17 protein-coding genes and 1 tRNA gene are annotated in these 16,244 nt (G+C 59.5%); 4 read left to right on the forward strand and 14 right to left on the reverse strand.

The window, feature by feature from the left end; genetic code table 11:
- Positions 1-316: 316 nt before the first annotated feature.
- Entirely contained in the window at positions 317-1,540 is a 1,224-nt protein-coding gene (locus RBH77_RS17145; RefSeq protein ID WP_311028794.1) for a TadE/TadG family type IV pilus assembly protein, read from the forward strand.
- Between the two features lie 418 nt (positions 1,541-1,958).
- Here RBH77_RS17145 and RBH77_RS17150 read toward each other — a convergent pair whose 3' ends face one another.
- The 3 genes from RBH77_RS17150 to RBH77_RS17160 all read right to left on the reverse strand — a co-directional run bounded on the left by RBH77_RS17150 (position 1,959) and on the right by RBH77_RS17160 (position 3,752).
- A complete protein-coding gene (locus RBH77_RS17150) occupies positions 1,959-2,114 on the reverse strand; it encodes a hypothetical protein (protein WP_311028795.1) in 156 nt (51 codons plus the stop codon).
- Positions 2,115-2,364: 250 nt separating this feature from the next.
- A complete protein-coding gene (locus RBH77_RS17155; RefSeq protein WP_311028796.1) occupies positions 2,365-2,601 on the reverse strand; it encodes a hypothetical protein in 237 nt (78 codons plus the stop codon).
- Positions 2,602-3,473: 872 nt separating this feature from the next.
- Positions 3,474-3,752, reverse strand: a complete 279-nt coding sequence (locus RBH77_RS17160) for a PGPGW domain-containing protein (protein ID WP_311028797.1) — start codon at positions 3,750-3,752, stop codon at positions 3,474-3,476.
- Positions 3,753-3,922: 170 nt separating this feature from the next.
- Here RBH77_RS17160 and RBH77_RS17165 point away from each other — a divergent pair.
- Positions 3,923-3,997: transfer RNA gene (locus RBH77_RS17165), tRNA-Asn, on the forward strand.
- Positions 3,998-4,226: 229 nt separating this feature from the next.
- Positions 4,227-4,499 carry a hypothetical protein gene (locus RBH77_RS17170; RefSeq protein ID WP_311028798.1) on the forward strand — a complete coding sequence of 91 codons (273 nt, stop codon included), beginning with the start codon at positions 4,227-4,229 and terminating at the stop codon, positions 4,497-4,499.
- A 30-nt stretch (positions 4,500-4,529) separates the two neighbouring features.
- On the opposite strand, the gene RBH77_RS17175 is transcribed toward RBH77_RS17170, so the two are convergent.
- Both RBH77_RS17175 and RBH77_RS17180 read right to left on the reverse strand, forming a co-directional pair.
- Positions 4,530-4,727, reverse strand: a complete 198-nt coding sequence (locus RBH77_RS17175; RefSeq protein ID WP_311028799.1) for a hypothetical protein — start codon at positions 4,725-4,727, stop codon at positions 4,530-4,532.
- 352 nt (positions 4,728-5,079) lie between these two features.
- The gene (locus tag RBH77_RS17180; protein WP_311028800.1) at positions 5,080-6,174 is read right to left on the reverse strand and encodes a FecR family protein; all 1,095 of its coding nucleotides are present in this window, start codon (positions 6,172-6,174) and stop codon (positions 5,080-5,082) included.
- A 501-nt stretch (positions 6,175-6,675) separates the two neighbouring features.
- On the opposite strand from RBH77_RS17180, the gene RBH77_RS17185 reads away from it, so the two are divergent.
- On the forward strand, positions 6,676-7,371 hold the full coding sequence (locus RBH77_RS17185) for a Crp/Fnr family transcriptional regulator (RefSeq protein ID WP_311028801.1): 696 nt from the start codon (positions 6,676-6,678) through the stop codon (positions 7,369-7,371).
- Positions 7,372-7,484: 113 nt separating this feature from the next.
- Here the strand turns inward: RBH77_RS17185 and RBH77_RS17190 are convergent, their stop codons facing one another.
- The 9 genes from RBH77_RS17190 to RBH77_RS17230 all read right to left on the reverse strand — a co-directional run bounded on the left by RBH77_RS17190 (position 7,485) and on the right by RBH77_RS17230 (position 16,243).
- Entirely contained in the window at positions 7,485-8,246 is a 762-nt protein-coding gene (locus RBH77_RS17190; RefSeq protein ID WP_311028802.1) for a maleate cis-trans isomerase family protein, read from the reverse strand.
- 58 nt (positions 8,247-8,304) lie between these two features.
- Positions 8,305-9,723, reverse strand: coding sequence for an MmgE/PrpD family protein (locus RBH77_RS17195; protein WP_311028803.1), 1,419 nt, complete (start codon positions 9,721-9,723; stop codon positions 8,305-8,307).
- 28 nt (positions 9,724-9,751) lie between these two features.
- Complete coding sequence (locus tag RBH77_RS17200; RefSeq protein ID WP_311028804.1) at positions 9,752-10,900, reverse strand: threonine synthase; 1,149 nt, start codon at positions 10,898-10,900, stop codon at positions 9,752-9,754.
- Between the two features lie 51 nt (positions 10,901-10,951).
- On the reverse strand, positions 10,952-11,842 hold the full coding sequence (locus RBH77_RS17205) for an ABC transporter permease (protein WP_311028805.1): 891 nt from the start codon (positions 11,840-11,842) through the stop codon (positions 10,952-10,954).
- Positions 11,839-12,651, reverse strand: coding sequence for an ABC transporter ATP-binding protein (locus RBH77_RS17210; RefSeq protein ID WP_311028806.1), 813 nt, complete (start codon positions 12,649-12,651; stop codon positions 11,839-11,841). Before RBH77_RS17210 ends, RBH77_RS17205 begins: the two co-directional genes overlap by 4 nt.
- Entirely contained in the window at positions 12,632-13,654 is a 1,023-nt protein-coding gene (locus RBH77_RS17215) for an ABC transporter substrate-binding protein (RefSeq protein ID WP_311028807.1), read from the reverse strand. The genes RBH77_RS17210 and RBH77_RS17215 overlap by 20 nt, the downstream gene beginning before the upstream one ends.
- Positions 13,655-14,044: 390 nt before the next feature.
- Positions 14,045-14,665, reverse strand: a complete 621-nt coding sequence (locus RBH77_RS17220) for an HD domain-containing protein (RefSeq protein ID WP_311028808.1) — start codon at positions 14,663-14,665, stop codon at positions 14,045-14,047.
- Positions 14,666-14,681: 16 nt separating this feature from the next.
- The gene (locus RBH77_RS17225; RefSeq protein ID WP_311028809.1) at positions 14,682-15,083 is read right to left on the reverse strand and encodes a RidA family protein; all 402 of its coding nucleotides are present in this window, start codon (positions 15,081-15,083) and stop codon (positions 14,682-14,684) included.
- A gap of 17 nt (positions 15,084-15,100) precedes the next feature.
- The gene (locus RBH77_RS17230; RefSeq protein WP_311028810.1) at positions 15,101-16,243 is read right to left on the reverse strand and encodes an alanine racemase; all 1,143 of its coding nucleotides are present in this window, start codon (positions 16,241-16,243) and stop codon (positions 15,101-15,103) included.
- Position 16,244 lies beyond the last annotated feature (1 nt).

Consider the following 16,244-nt stretch of genomic DNA (forward strand, 5'->3'; position numbering starts at 1 on the left):
AGAAGAAGCGCTTTCATGGCAAATCCTCCATTACTGGTTCACTGGTAAATCGTCCAAGGCGGGGTTTCGTTCCAGCCACAAACTGTATCGGACTGATACGAGAGGCTACAAAGCGCAACTGGCGGCTAGCCCCAAGCCAGGTCGCCTGGCTGGAAAGCCGTGCATTTTTGAGGTCCGTTTCAATCCGTAGTCCGGTGGCAATTCTCGTTCGTTCATAAATTCACGGTTAAAAACAGTATTTTAACGATCTTGGATAAGTCGCGTTAGCGAAGTTCAACATACGGTTTCCTTCAACAACGTTTGGCAGGGGCTGAACATGTTGAAGCGCTTCCTTGCGTGCGAACGCGGCAATTACGCGATGATCACGGCCGTTACCATGATCCCGCTGATGGCGGCGGTTGCCGGAGTTGTCGATTTCACAGGTACAGGAAACGATGCGGCAAAGCTGCAGAATGCACTCGATGCAACCGGGCTGGCCATTGGTACCAAATACTATTCCGGCATGACGCAAACTGAACTTCACCAATTGGGGGAACAGTTCTTTGCGGCCAACATGCTCATCCCGACAACCCAGGACCTGCAGATTACGGACGTCGACACAATGCCGGGCCTCGACGTGTCCGCGAGCAACGACGGCGAGGCACGTTTCATTTCCGTGGCGTCAAGCATCCATCATGTGGGGATCGTCGGTGGGCTGAACTGGACCGCTCATCGATCGTCCTATGTAAAGGTAGCCCCCGGCCAGCAGGCGTGCGTCCTGGCCCTCGACGCAACAGCATCCGATGCGATCAAGATTCAGGGCTCCACCGATGTCTCCATGCCGGGCTGCGTCATCGCGTCGAATTCGAAAGCGTCAGATTCCGCCTATCGCGGTGGATCAGCCACCGTAAAGGCGGCATGCCTGGTTTCAAGCGGCGGCACTGTCGGGTTCGGTAGCGGAACCGACCTCGAGTGCGGAGCCCCGCTCGAGCATCAATATCCATCTTTCGACCCTCTCGAAGACGTCACGCCCCCCGCGTATACGGCATGCCAGCTGATCCCCGGCGGCAAGTCCGTCACGCTGTCTCCCGGTACCTACTGCAACAAGGACTGGGGCGGAAACATTACGCTCAATCCAGGGGTCTATATTCTTCGGGGCATCGACATCAAGCTCGGGGGCAATGCCAGCCTTACGGGATCAGGCGTCACGATCTTCCTCATGGAAGGAGCGCAGTTCACCGCCAATGCCAACAATGTCGTGAAGCTGTCCCCGCCCGCCAGCGGCGATTATGCCGGTATCACGATCTTTCAGGACCATGGGAACACATCGCCGCTGACCATCAACGGTACATCCGGCTCCCAAATCAGCGGCTTCATCTATGCACCAGACGCGCCCATCACCTACACGGGCAATTCGGACATGACCGCGTCCGGCGAGTGCCTCAGAGTTGTCGGCGACACTGTCGAGATGAACGGGAATTCCGCGGTCAAATCAGATTGCTCAGCCGAACTTGGTGGCCGAGAGGCTTATGCCGGACGCGTGGTCACACTGGTGAAATAGGATAGGTCCGCATCGGTCCACGGCCTCTGTTCCAGCGAGACTGTGCTTTAAAGTGCTCCGCACGCACGAGGGAATGGCAAAGTGGGCTTTTTCGATGAGCCTCATGGCAAAGAAGCGTGGCTGGTTCGGCAGCGACCATCGGGACCGCGCAGCCTGAAACACAGAGACGCCACGGCCAGCGAAAAGAGGCGGCTGGGACTTTTGGCATTTGAGGCATGGACTTTAGCCGGATGCTCAACGCGCATCCGTCCCAATGGCCTTTTATCGCCAAACTACCGGTAAATTCAGATCGTACGGCGGGATCCGCAACTGAGGAGCTATCCAAATGAAACGCGCCTATCGGCTCATCACATCCTGTTCTCTCATCGCCTTGCTCGCTGGCCCTGCATCCATGCTGCTGCCACACTCCATGATAGCTTCAGCCCTTGCGGCGGGAGGAGGCAACGGTGGCGGAAATGGTAACGGCGGTGGAAATGGCAATGGCGGCGGGAATGGAGGCGGAAACGGTAATGGCGCCGGCAATGGTGGCGGGAACGGGGCCGGAGTAGGAGCAGGCATGGGTCATGCCGGCCATGGCCTGGCAACCTCCACCGCGGCAAAGGACAAAAGCATGACGGGGCTCGCCCACGCTATCGCCGTGGTCTCGACGACGCCGGCTTCTCCCCACGCGCTTGAAGCACTAGAGGCGGCTCTTGCCGCGAAGACAGCCCGGTCGACCTCATCGCAGACAGACGAGGCGCCGTCCCCCACGACCCGCTCCAAATAGAACGGAGACGCCATGGCTCGGCCCGCCTAGCCAGGAACCGTACAACGACGAAATGTAATCACGTCCGGTTCCAGAGGCGGTCCGGCGCCAATGGCCTGCCCGCCTCGTCGCACCCGATGACGTAGCCTCTCGCCTCGTCACGCTGGATCAGCGTGTCGTGGCAGCCCTTGCAGCTTGTCTCGACACGTCCCGAGGGAATGCCTGCTTGCAGATGCCGTGCGGGCCGCACCAGCGAGGTCGCGATAGAGAGCACGGTACCGTTCGGCCTCGGCGTTGCGAGGATGATACTTGCCACTCGACGCTCCGTCTGACTACCTTCATCTGGGAGAAGGAGAGGAGCCATGGCGAAAGCTAAGATTCCGTGCGCGATCTGCAGAAAGCCGGCCAGACTGAAGACGCTAACATATGGCGATTATCAGCATTTCGATTGCCCCGAATGCGGTGAGTACCGAGCTTCAGGATCATTCCTGGCAGGGGCGAGAGGTCTTTCGATCACCACGAGACGCCAAGCGCTTCAACGAGCGACCATACGTGCCGAATATGGCACCGTGCCGATCGTCACGACCTACGATTTGCCGTAGCAGACAGCTCTGCGCTCCTGAAAATGGGTCGGGCGGATTACCGGGCTGGAAGCGTGGAAGCCCGCCTCTCACCGATTGTATCTTGTCGGCAACCGAAACTGATTTGAACCGTGGGGCCATCGCCGCGTTATGGCTCAGGGGCTCAACGGAGTTCTGGCAATGCGAGTAGTGCTGTCGTCAACCGCCTTTGCGTTCGCTCTTGCTCTTGTAAGTATTCCCTTAGGTTCAGCGTCCGCTCAGGATATGGAACTTCATCTGGGTAACCAGGGTCCCAGGATCATTATGCGCGACGATTGCGATCCACGATACGAGCGCTGTCGTGACCGTGACGATTACCGGCGAGACCGTCGCGAAGAGCGCGGAGAATGTTCTCCTGAACGCGCGATCGAGAAAGCACGAAGGATGGGCATCCACCGCGCTCGCATCGAGCGTATGGGACGCCGCAGCATCGAGGTTCGCGGTCGCTCCGAGGGTGAGCGCGTGAGCGTGACATTCGATCGGTGGGACCCGCGTTGCCGGCGCCTGGACTAGACGCCCTCCCCTTATCGCTAAACCCTCTGATGAGGATGGCGGGCTCGCTCCGCCATCAAGCTCTTCCGTTGCGCCACCGGCCCCAGCTCACCTCCAGCTTCCGACGCCAGCGTCTCACCGTCGCAAACTCGTAGGACAGAACGAGCAGGCCAAGCGGGATCATCCAGAAGCCCAGGATCGGCAGAAATCCGAAGATACCGAGAATCACTAGCACGACGCCGATGGCGATCCGAAGCGCCCGGGAACGAGGCAGGCGGATGGTCCTGCCCAATAGATGGATCGCCCGACCCCCCTCGGGGCTTCGTGTTGCGTGACGATCTTTCGCATCGGTCATGATCGGCGTGGCGTCCTTGGCTGGGAAACAAGCTCAGGACGCACCATATGGGATACGAAAGCCTTGAAAACCAGCGTTCATCGCCTTTCGTTTACTGCGCTGCAAAATTACGCATTGTGCCTTTGCAATGCCCGATCTGGTTTGCTATACGCTGCGCGCCTGCACAGAGTTCCCCGGTAGCTCAGCGGTAGAGCAACCGGCTGTTAACCGGTTGGTCGATGGTTCGAATCCGTCCCGGGGAGCCAATTTTTCCAAGTACTTAACGAGATTTACGCAAACCGCCTTCGGGCGGTTTTTCATTTGGGCAACAATCGACATATTTCGTTGCCCCGCTCAATCCTTGCCGCTTTCCGGGTATCCCTTCGGCAATCCTTGGCCCTGGATGGCAATGCGTCTCACGCGCTCCGGCTTTGCTAACGCGATTGGACGGCGTACGCCGTGCGTCACCATCTAATTTCGAGGAGAATGAAGATCATGGCCGACGACTGGGAGCACACCAGGGCGCACAGATACTCTACGGAAACTCCGCCAGCAGACTGGCCGACCGGCGTGCAGTCGATAAGCCTCGAAGGTCTCGCTTTGCTGGGCATAGAACCCGCCACCAATGAGCTCTATTGGGAAGGGCGAAAGCTTGTCACCGAGAAAAAGCTCGCCGGTTACGAGCGGTGGCTGGCGACGTTGGCGACGGCGGCCACGGTTGTCATGGCGGTTGTGGAAGTCGGCCGGGCCGCTGGTGCCTGGCACTGAAAACCCATCTTTCGAACGCGTCAGCAGATCTCAGTGCACCGTGCTACACTCCTGGATATCATCGGGCTCGACAGCTTGCGGCTGATCCGCCTTCAAAATTTCCTTTTCTAAGTCCCGAATGTGTTCATCCAGCACGGCATTGAAGCGGCGTACCGCACGGCCATCCCCGAGCAGGAACCCCATCGTAAAGCTCGCAGTCAAAGCCGTGAAAATGATTGTGTGTGTCATTCCTCTGGTTTCCTCAACGCTACACTGACGCAGCCAAATCCATAAGCGTCCGATCCTTGTTGTGTCCGACCTAAGACGGTACGGACTCGTACCAATCCAGGTCGAATCCGCCCCGCCACGACTCGAGCCATGGCAGCGGGTTGGATGCACGAGGTGCAGAGAATTTCTGCCTCTCGAACATGGCCAGGAAGGATTTCCAAAGGACGGAAAAAACGATGGCGCGATCGAGAAATCTCATGGCGGACGGAAACGGCCACTGACCGAGCCGTGAACCGAATAGTTCGTTCGACCCGTTGGTTTGACAAGAGGCGAAGAGGATCAATCTGCTGACAAGGCAACCACCTCGATTGCCTCATTTTCCTGAACCGTTGCCGTTTCCTCCGCCATTGCCATTACCGTTTCCGCCGCCATTACCATTGCCGTTTCCAGCGCCGTTACCGTTCCCGCCGCTTGCGCTTGCGCCGTTGCCGCCGCCATTGCCATTTCCATTGGCTCCCCCGCCGCCACCGTGCCCACCTGAACCGGACGATGCTCCGACAGAAGTGCTGCCCACCGAAAAGCCGCCCGCGACCGAAGCTGCGAGACCGTTGATGCCGGCATCGCTGCGCCCACGTCCTGGATTCCCAAACCCCCGTCCGCTTGGATTTTGACCCGCGTTTCCGACGCCTTTGGTGTTGCCGGGATTGCCTCGCATGTTACCGGGATTGCTCGGTGCCGGTGCGACCGGTTGTCCGGGCGCCGGAGGAGCGAAGCTTCGGTCTGTGCGCTCCAGGCCTGGGTCCGGAGTTGAACTGTTGCAGCCGGCCGAATTGCCTTTGAACGAAGGAAGGATGTCCCTTGATCGGGAGAGAAGGGGAAACAGGTTCCGCCGTTGCTCCGTCAAACCGGCCACACTGCCTCTCCGCAGAAAACCGCGGCTGTTGAAGGTTACGTACTGGCATGGAGAGCGCACCATCTCGCACTTACCATTTCGCGGGCATACCCTCACCTGACCACGCAGAAGAAGAACACTTGCCGCGCCGTTACGATAGCTAACATCGAAAGCCGTGCCCCTCACACCGATGGTACCGACCGGCGTATTGATCGAGTAGGCTTGCGAACCGCTGTGCCCGCTTATGAACCGGAACGCCCCTTTAGCCAGGGCGACAGAAACGCTTTTCGCAGTTGACACGCCCGAGAATACGAACTTGTCGAGTATGATGTTCGAGTAAGGTCCCACCACGAGCTTGGTGTCATCAGCGAGCCTGATCTGAGCAAGGCCGCTGGCGTTCGCGATGAGTCGATCGTTTCGAAACACCGGAGCCGACGTTACGAGCAGCTTGCCGCCACCCTGACCGGCTGACACCACACGCAATCTCGCATCGACCGTCACACCAATCTGCTCGGCCGCACGAAGCGGCTGCGCAATTGCGACCAAGCAACACAAGACGAATACGCTCCTGCGCATACCGACGCCTCTTGTGCTTCTGCGCACACTATATAAATATTAGAAGTATATTATGTTATCCGCTTGCCAACGATTCTAGAATAATTGCCATTTACACCTATTGACTTAGTGCCTCTCCTCAAAAAGGGGCGAGCGATTCATTCATATTTCCGGGATTCGGCTGGAAAACACGATGCCTTGAAGGCCTCTTTCGATGCCCTGCATGTCGTTGTGTTCAAGATCGTCGTTGATGTCGTTCGGGGATGTCGGGCACGGGCGACTTGGCGGCAGCCATGCGGTGCCAGAAGTGCCGCTACGTTGTCCGCCGAGGCCGCTTATGTGTCATTGACGGGGATGGATAGGGAGCGCGTGAAGGTGCGCCGACTGGTTAAAATGAAGATAGTCCGGAGGGTGACTTGGGCAGACGGGGAATGATCACGGACTTGTTACCACAAGCGCAAAACTCCCGCATTACCATTTCGCCCTATGCATAACGCTCTTAGAACCAAGCTTGAACGGTTCGTGCAGTTTAGCGCCGAGGAGAAGGCCGCTCTCGATGCGCTTATTGTGAATAAAAGGCCAGTGCAGCGCCGCTCTTATCTCCTCCGTGAAGGCGACGTATCCAATACCGTTCACGTCATACTAAACGGGTTTCTTTGTCGCTCTCGGGTTTTGTCATCCGGGGATCGGCAGATATTTGGATATCTACTTCCCGGCGATGTTGCGGGCCTCAACGTCTTTATCGCACGGCGGATGGACTATGACATCGTCGCCCTCACGGATTGCATAGTTGCCGACATGCGGCCGCAAGCCCTTCTCTCTGTCATCGAGGAGCATCACGCGGTCGCAAAGGCATTGTGGTGGCAGTCCCTCGCTGTCGAAGTGGTGTTGCGTGAGTGGATCGTCAATTTGGCTCTACGCAAGTCCGATGAGCGCCTGGCGCATCTCTTGTGCGAGTTGATGGTTCGACTGGAGCGCGTCGGATTCGTCGAAAGCAGCACCTATGAGTTGCCGCTCACGCAGCAGGACCTCGGGGATACGCTCGGCCTCACTTCGATCCATGTCAACCGGAGCCTTAGGGAACTTCGTGAAGCCAACCTGGTGACCGTAAAGGGCGGCAAGGTCTTCGTTCATAACGTCGAGCGCCTGAAGAGGTTCGCTGGCTTCGACGGTGCATACCTGAATTTGGGCAGCGACAAGCCGCCGACACCTATGTGACCCCATCAGTCCGAATGGCCGGTAGGCCAATGGATTCAATCAGTTATCCTGGACTTTTCGCTAGAAGCCCGATAAAGTGGCCGGGGACATATCGCCCCGGCCGATTGTCCGTTCTACGCGCTCTTACGGAGTGTTCTGGCTCCAGTCTGGGGCCTGTCGCTCAGCGAGCGAAGAAGGCTGCCGCAATTGGTGATCTCCGGATCGATCCCAAGCGCCTCGTAGGTCAGCCACGCCGAAGCCTGGACGGCGGAATAGACGGGCTTGCCCAGATCCCGCTCGAGCAGGTCCAGAACTTCCAGCGCCCGCAGTTGCGTGCAGGCGACGAACACGGCCGTGGATTCCTTGGTCGCCGCTTCCTTCACCTTCGCGTAGATTTCCTCCGGCTGGATCTTGGCGTGGTTGAACATGTCGAGCATGTCGAAGGTCCCTAGCTTTCCGACTTCGACATCATGCTCCCGCAGGAACTGCTTGAGGCGCTCATTGGTCAGGTCGACATAGGGCGTGACGACGTCGACCCTGCGATGACCGTTGCGCGTGAGGCATTCCGCCATGCCGCCCGCCGTGGTGACGGTCGGAGCACCGGTGATCTTCGTCAGTTCGTCGCAGATCATCTTGTTCCATGCCGGCCCCTCGAAGAAGCTGCCGGAAGTGCATCCATAGACCACCACGTCAGGCTCGACATTGGCCACGCGCGAGGCCGCCGCGCGGGCTTCCTTTTCCATGTTGCGCAGTTCCTCCGGTGTCCCATGGCGACCGCCGGCGATACGGGCTGTGTGCACGGAAACACCCTTGGGCGCGATGCCCCAGAATTCAGTCTCCATCGTCGTGTTGATCGATGGAACAAGCAGGCCGATCCTTCCTCGCCATCCGTACATTCTTAAGTCTCCCTTGCGTGTTGGTCCGGCGCCGATCTCGATGCGCCGAAGTTGAAGATCAGAGGTCGGCCGACGGCATCAGCGCAACCAGTTCCCGGATGTCGCCGAGTTCTTCCAGACGCAGGATGGTCTGGATGACGGGCTCCACCTGTTCGGCGCTCAGACCCAGGCCAAAATCCATGCACAATCGGAACTTCGCGAAGACCTCTTCCTCGGTCATCGGCAATTCAGGGCTGCCGGGCGTCATGGTTTCATGGATTTCAGTAGCCGATCCGTCCTTGAGCTTCACCGCGATATGGGACGGCCCCATTGCGGTGGGAGATTCATTCGGATCGGGCTTGACCACGATACGGGCGGCCAGCGCCGCGACGTCGGGATCCGTTATGTTCGGCCTTGTGTAGGTGCGCAGATCCACATGGCCGTCGGTCAATGCGCGGGCAAAGCTATAGGCGGCGTTGAACTGGGCATGGACGATGGAATCCCGTGTCACATCGTATGGCTGGCCGACGGTCTGATAGTTCACCTGTGGCAGTCTTATCTCGACCGCCTCCACATTTTCCGGCCGCAATCCCTGTTCGCGCAGCCGGATCGCAAGCGAGATGCTGGTGTGGTTGCAGCGGCAGCACGGATAGGGCTTGAAGGAGTAGCCTCGTGTCCGCCACTCCTTTCCCATCCCCTCCATCAACTCGTCGGGGCGCACTTCGCCGCGCTCCTGCAGTTTGAAGAGCCCGGCATTGCCTTCGAGCGGCTGGAACGGCCCGGTTATCCCGCCCGTGGCGAGGAATGCGGCCGTTACCGCTCCGCGAGCGGCGAAGCCCGCACCAAGCCGCTTGCTCAACACACCGTCCAGCATGCTCTGCGCGCTGCCGCAGGCCTGGTGGGAGGCCAGACCGAAAGTGTTCAGCAGGGTTTCGGCATCCTGGTCGAGGAGCCTGCCTATCCCGAGCGAGGCGGCGAGAACGCCGAGCGTCATCGTCGGATGCCATCCTTTTCCAAGCGAATTGTAGCAGGTGAAGCCAAGCCGCGCGTGCATCTCCGCCGCGACAGTCAGCGCGAGGAGAAACTTCCGCCCGTCGACATTCCCGATGTCTTCGGCGGCGGCAAGAAGGGCCGGCAAGACGACGCAGAAGCTATGGATGCGCGCCGAGTCGTGCATATCGTCGAAATCGAGCCCATGCGCGGCCGCGCCATTGATCATCGCGGCGTGAGGAGGCGACAGGCGTTTCTTCGTCACCAGGCTCGTCGCCGACCCATCCTTCTCCCACCTGGAAAGCTGGGCTCCGATTTCAGCGATACCTGGTGCCCGCGCGGCGCCGCCGATCACACCCAGCGTATCGATGATGAACAGCTTCACAGTCAGGATCACATCGTCGGGTATGTCCTCGTACCGAATCCCGGCCACCGCCTCGCAGAAACGACGGCTGATCCCTTTGAGTTCTTCGAAATCGACCGCTTCGGTGGTGGCTCGCACGTTCATTTCAATGTCCCTGTCTACCCGTTCCGATCTAGTCGTTTCCCTGGGCGTTTCCGACCAGTTCGCCGATCCGGTCCGCAGCCTTGAGCCCGCTGCCGGTCAGGACCGCGATGATACGCTCGCCCGCCGTAAGCGCTCCTCCGGCTTGCAGCTTCGTCAAGGCCGCGCCGACGCTCGCCGAGGTCGGCTCGACGAATAATCCGTTCGACAAAAGCCCTCGCAACCCATCCTTGATTTCTTCCTCCGAGACGGTGACCAGAGCGCCGCCGCTCTCGGATATCGCGGAGAGAACCTCCTTGACCCGGACTGGGTGGACGGAGGCGATCCCATCGGCGACGGTCGGGGACGGAGTGAACGGTACGGCATGATCCGCGCCTTGTCGCAAGGCGGCGGCGAAAGGGGCGCAGTTTGCGGCCTGCACCGCATAGATGCGCGGCAGCCTTTCAACCTCCCCGGTGCTCATCAATTCGTGGAAGCCGAGCCAGAGACCGAGGACGTTGCTCCCGTAGCCCAGTGGAACAACAACCGCGTCCGGCACGCTGAATCCCTGTTGCTCCCAGATTTCGAACGCCAGGGTCTTCGTGCCTTCGAGGAAGAAGGGCTGCCAGTTGTGACTGGCGTAGAATATTTTCTTCGCTTCTTTCAGCGCCTGGTCCGCAACATCCTGACGCGTGCCCGGCACCAGCGAGACATCTGCGCCCATCGAAGCAATCTGGACGATCTTTCCCCTGGGCGCCGCCGCCGGAACCAGGATCCGGCATGAAATACCGGCCGCCGCCGAATAGGCCGACATCGAGGCGCCGGCATTGCCGGACGAATCTTCGAGGATCGCCTTGAGCCCCACATTGTGCAGGTAGGTGATCATGACCGCCATGCCCCGATCCTTAAAGGAACCGGTCGGAGCCAGATATTCCAGCTTGAACTCTATTTCGGAGCCGTTCCAGGAACGTTGGACGAGCGGCGTCCACCCTTCGCCGAGAGAGATGCGATTATCAGCGTCCACACGGATCGCCGAGCGGTAGCGCCAGAGGGAGCGGTCGTCCCGAACGATGGAGGCACGATCAAGACCCTGGCCGGGCGAAAGGTTGAGGTGGGCTCCATCCGGCGCACACCACATCGCTTCTTCAGTGCCGAACGATTCACCTGTCGACGAGACGACATATCGCGCATTGCCGCTCATCGGCGATCTCTTCCGAGTGGTTTTGTGCATCAGGTTCATGGCATCACCGCACTAGCGCTGCATGCCCCATCGCTGAACGGTACGGATCTCGATAAGCCTGAAGATCACCGATTCGACGACCAGACCGATGATGATCACCGCCAGGAGACCCGCGAACACCTTCGAGGTGTAGAGTTCGGCACGCGCTTCGAAAATGTACCAGCCCAGGCCGCCGGCACGCGACGACACGCCGAAGACGAGTTCCGCCGCGATCAAAGTACGCCATGCGAAGGCCCAGCCGATCTTCAAACCGGCCAGTATCGAGGGGAAGGCGGCGGGCATCAGGATCTTCGTGACGTAACGGATGCCGGTCAGGCCGTAGTTTCGTCCCGACATACGCAATGTCTCCGGGACCGAGCGGAAACCGGTAAGGATATTCAGCGACACGGCCCACAACACGGAGTGCACGATAACGAAGGCGATCGAAGAGACGCCGAGACCGAACCACAGCAATGCAAGAGGCAGCATCGCGATCGCGGGAAGCGGGTTGAACATCGCCGTCAGGGTCGTGAGAATGTCGGTGCCGATCCTGGTGGAAACGGCCAATGTCGTGAACACCGCCGCGGCAACGAGGCCGATCCCGTAACCGAGGAGCAGAACCTGAAGAGACGTGTAGGTGCGCTGAATTAGCGTGCCATTCGCCAGATCCGTCCAGAACGCGGAGATCGTATCGAGAAACGACGGAAAGAGCAGCGGATTGTGGATGAAGCGGGCGTATCCTTCCCACAGGAGGGCAAGAACAACGAGGATGACGGCGCGACGGAAAGCATCACTGGCCATCAAACGCTCGCCGATGCCGAGCGGTCGCTCGACGACGCCGATGCCGCTGGTGTTCACCGGCTCCTGATCTATTTCCGGGCGTACCGGGGGAACCCGCCCGCCTGCTTCTACGGCCTGTATCATGCGAGCGCTTTCTCGGGTTCAGGTTCCACCGCTTCCTCGAAGAGCAGGTGATGGATGCGGTCGGACAAGGCGTCGCGGCTTGGCCCGTCAAGCGTGGCGCTCGAATTCAGTTCGGCCCTCACCCGACCCGGATGGGGAGAAAGCACGAGGATGCGGGAACCGACGATGATGGCTTCCTCGATCGAATGGGTCACGAACAGCACCGTGAAGCGCAGCTGTTCCCAAAGGCCAAGGAGTTCCTCCTGCATCTTGCGGCGCGTCAACGCGTCGAGGGCCGCAAAGGGCTCGTCCATCAAAAGCACCTCCGGCTCCATTGCCATCGCGCGGGCGATCGCGACACGCATTTTCATGCCGCCGGACAACATGTGCGGATAGACGTCCGCGAACTTGGAAAGGTTGACCTTGTCCAGGGCCGACAGCGCTCTTTCCCTCGCTTCCTTCTTGCCGAAGCGCTTGGTGACCCTCATCGGGAAGGTGACGTTCTGAAGAACGGTCTTCCAAGGCATGAGCTGTTCGAACTCCTGGAAGACCATCATCCGGTCGGGCCCGGGCGCGCGCACGACCTTGTCGCGCAGCCGGATCTCGCCTTCGACGGCAGGAAGAAAGCCGCCGATGGCTTTCAGCATCGTCGACTTCCCGCAGCCGGAAGGGCCGAGGATTACGAAGCGCTCGGCCTCGTAAACCTCGAAGCTGACCCGATAGGTCGCCGTCACCAGATGCTCAGGCGTCTTGTACCGTAGAGTGACGCCATTGACATTCAGTAGCGACGCGCCGGGGCCGACGCCTGGCCTAGTTTCCCGAGAGGCCATGCACATCCTCCACAAAGAGTTCTTTCCAGTCCTTCGGGACGTTTTTTATAGTGCCGACTCCCGCGAGGAACTTGACATATGCCATGAGGCCAGCCGGAGCATCGGTGAACTGGACGTCCGGATCCTTCAGAATATCGAGGACATCCTGTTTCGTCACACCGCCTTCACTGCCGAGCTTCATGTATATATCGGCAGCTTCTTCCGGATTCTTCTTGATGAAGTCTTGCGCGTCCTTGAGTGCCGCGCGAAGTGCTTTAACCGTCTTGGGATTATCCTTGATGAAGGAATCCTTCCCGAATAGAAGCGTGAAAGTCGCCGGCTGCCCCATCAGTTCATAAGACGTTGCGACCCTATGAATGCCCTCGTGCTTCACTTCGAGATACTGGTAGGGCGGAGAGGTGAAGTGAGCGGTGATCTCGGTGCCTGAAAGCAAAGCGGCCATGCCGTCGGGATGCGGAAGCGACGTCGTGAGCGGATCAAGCTTGCCGTAGTTGTCCTCACCCCACTTCTTAGCTGCCCACATCTGCATGATGATGGCAGGAATGGAAGTCTTCACCGCCGTGACGGCAATGCGGTCCTTGTCGGTGAAGTCCTCAAGGGAATGGACGTTCGGGTCCTTCGTGTTGAGCCACATCGGCAGCATGGACACGGGACCAATCCCGCTTACCGACAGAGGCGTATTGTGCGTCCTGCCCCACATGATGATGAAAGAGGGCGGACCATTCGAGATGACGTCGACATTGCCGGAGAGCAGAGCGTCGTTTGCCGCCGCCGGGCCACCGAGCGTCAGCCATTCCGCCTTTGAATTCAGATTTTCTTCCTTGGCATGCTTCTCGAAGAGGCTATTGGCCTTCATTATCATCAGAGGCAAAAAGCCGAGCCCGTATTGTTGAGCGATGCGGATCTGGTCAACCTCTGCGCTGGCGACCGATACGGTCGCACAAATGGTCGACGCCGCCAGAACCAGCGCAATGGCGCTTTCTCTCATCAATGCCAATTTCATGTCTCTCTCCCGTTGTTGGCCAGCTTCGATTTTCGGACCGCCCCGGCCAAGCTCCCAGCGGCTCCGCGCCTTCCCAATCCTGGATACTGTATACAGAACTAGGTGAGGCGCAACACTTAATTGGTCCGGGTTTCACGCAGGTTGGCGGTCAGTTGCTGCACTCTCTTCTCCCACGCAACCACCCCTCCTCTCAAGCTGCCTCGACCGTCGCAAATCCCATGCCAAGTGGAACGACGATTAAGGACACCCAATAGATGCCTTCCGATGATCGAGGAGGACACATTTCTTCGAGAACTGTCTTCGTCAAGGACACCGAACAGCCATCGCTCGCCCGAAATTTCTCCGAGGGCCTGACACGATCGCGTCCCCTGAATGGATGCAAGTCGAGTCTCACAGGGAAATCGGTCGCTTGTATTTCCCGGCAACCGTGGCCGGGTCGATTACACCGCCGGCGAGCATAATGCTCCAGTAGCCTATATCGGCAAAATGGACGATCGTGTTTTCCAGGCTTCGCACCAGCAATTCGCCCTCCCCTGAATGGGCCGCGGCGATGTGCGCCACTTCTTCCGGCAGGCCGGCGGTCAGGCATATATGCGCGCCGTATACGCTATGGCGCAATGACGGCAAGCCGGTGGCACGAGGCTGCTCTCTCCAGCGCTTCTGGTTGACGGGATCGAATTCCCAGGCCTTGCCGATATCATGACACAGGCCGCCAGCGACGACGATGTCGCGCCGGACCTTTATATCCGGGTTCGAGGCGATAATCTCGTCGGCCATGACAATCGCTAAACGGGTGACACCACGGATATGGTCCGTCTGATCGCCCCTTATCAGAACCATGGAGTTTGGATTCCCGGCCGGCTGGATCTCGCGGATTGAATTGAAGCTGCTTCGCTGCAACGCCAGTTCCCACGCATCGATCACCTGTCGACGGAGCGTCTCGTCCTCTATCTGCGACACTTCCGGAAGTTCTTCCGATATCAGCTTGCGCAGATTGTCTTTCGCACTCATCAGATCATCCTCCTGCTCATTTCCTGTCGTTGTCACGTTGCGGTTCCACGAGGGCGACCGCATCGACTTCAATTTTATAGCCGTAGTGGAGTTCGGGCACCGGCACGACGGTGCGCGCGGGCCGCGCATCACCTAACAATTCGGCGTAAATGCTGTTGAAGAGCGGCCAATTCTCTACGCCGACGATATACGCGGTGATGCGCAGGACGGTGTGCGGGGCGGCGCCGGCCTCGCGGATGATCGCCAGCAAATTGCCTAGTGCTTGACGCGCCTGGTCTTCGAAACCGAGCGCGGGCTGGTGCGTGCCGTCCGGCAGCACCGGCAATTGCCCCGATACATAGACGATGCCGTCATGCTCGACGGCCTGGGCGTAGTGACCAGCCGGCCGGGGCGCTCCCGGCGCCGTTATTGTGCGCATTCGCTGTCTCCCATCGATTACCAGCCGCCGAAACGGGGCCAGAGTGCCCGGATGCTCGGATCGCCGCCCTGGACGACGTGATAGGCGGAATGCTGGGCTGCGGTGGCGCAGGCATGATTGGGCAGGATGCGCAGCCTGGTTCCGACAGGAAGCTCGGGCAACCGGGCCGCCGAACCTTCGCACATTCCGACGATCCCGTGCTCCTGGTTGGCATCGAGCACCAGGAGACCTTCCAGCACATTTCCCTCGATATCGCACACAAGGCCGTATTTCTGGTCGATCGGTTGAGCAGCGGTTCCCCGGTCGCGGGATAGCGCCATCCAGCCTGCGTCGACGATCATCAGCCCCCTCTCCTTCTGGTGACCGATGACGGTGGTCAGCACGGAAAGGGCGATATCGTCCGGGGTGCAGACTCCGACCCCGGCCTGCACCAGGTCAAAGAACATCGAGACGCCCGCACGCACCTCCGTTACGCCAGGCAGATCGATATCGGACAGTGCGGTAGGAGTGGAACCAACGCTGACTACGGGCACTTCGTAGCCCGCCTTTCTGAGCCGGCTTGCCGCGGACACGACAGCGTCCCGCTCGCGCACGGCCCAGGCGTTGATCTCCTCGCGATTGCGGCTCGAATAGCTCGACCCGGCGTGGGTCAGGACGCCGCGTAATTTCGCGTCCGCAGCAAGGACAGCGGCGATCGCCGCAAGCGTCTCCCCGTCCTCCGGCGCGACCCCGCCCCTGTGGCCATCGCTGTCGATCTCAATGAGGGCTGGAATGCGCTCTTTCGATACCGCCGAGGCTTTAGCCACCGTCCTCCCCTGCTCGACGGAATCTAGGATCACGGAGAGGTCGGCACCTTTCCTGCGCAATTCGACCACCCTACCGAGCTTTGCAGGTGCGATGCCAACTGCATAGAGGATGTCCGTCAACCCGGCCGCCGCGAAGACCTCCGCTTCCTTGAGCGTCGAGACAGTTACGGGATGGGCCAGCGACGGCAACACGCGCCTTGTGACGTCTACGGACTTGGCCGTTTTCAGATGCGGGCGGTAGGTAACGCCCTTGGCGCCGATCGTCTCGTTGAGGCGACGAACATTCCTGTCCAACCTCTCGAGATCGAGGAGCAGACAAGGCGTCGCCAGTTGAAGGATGCTGTTTCCGTCCATG

The sequence above is a fragment of the Mesorhizobium koreense genome (genome assembly GCF_031656215.1).
In the GTDB taxonomy this organism is placed as follows: Bacteria; Pseudomonadota; Alphaproteobacteria; order Rhizobiales; family Rhizobiaceae; genus Mesorhizobium_L; species Mesorhizobium_L koreense.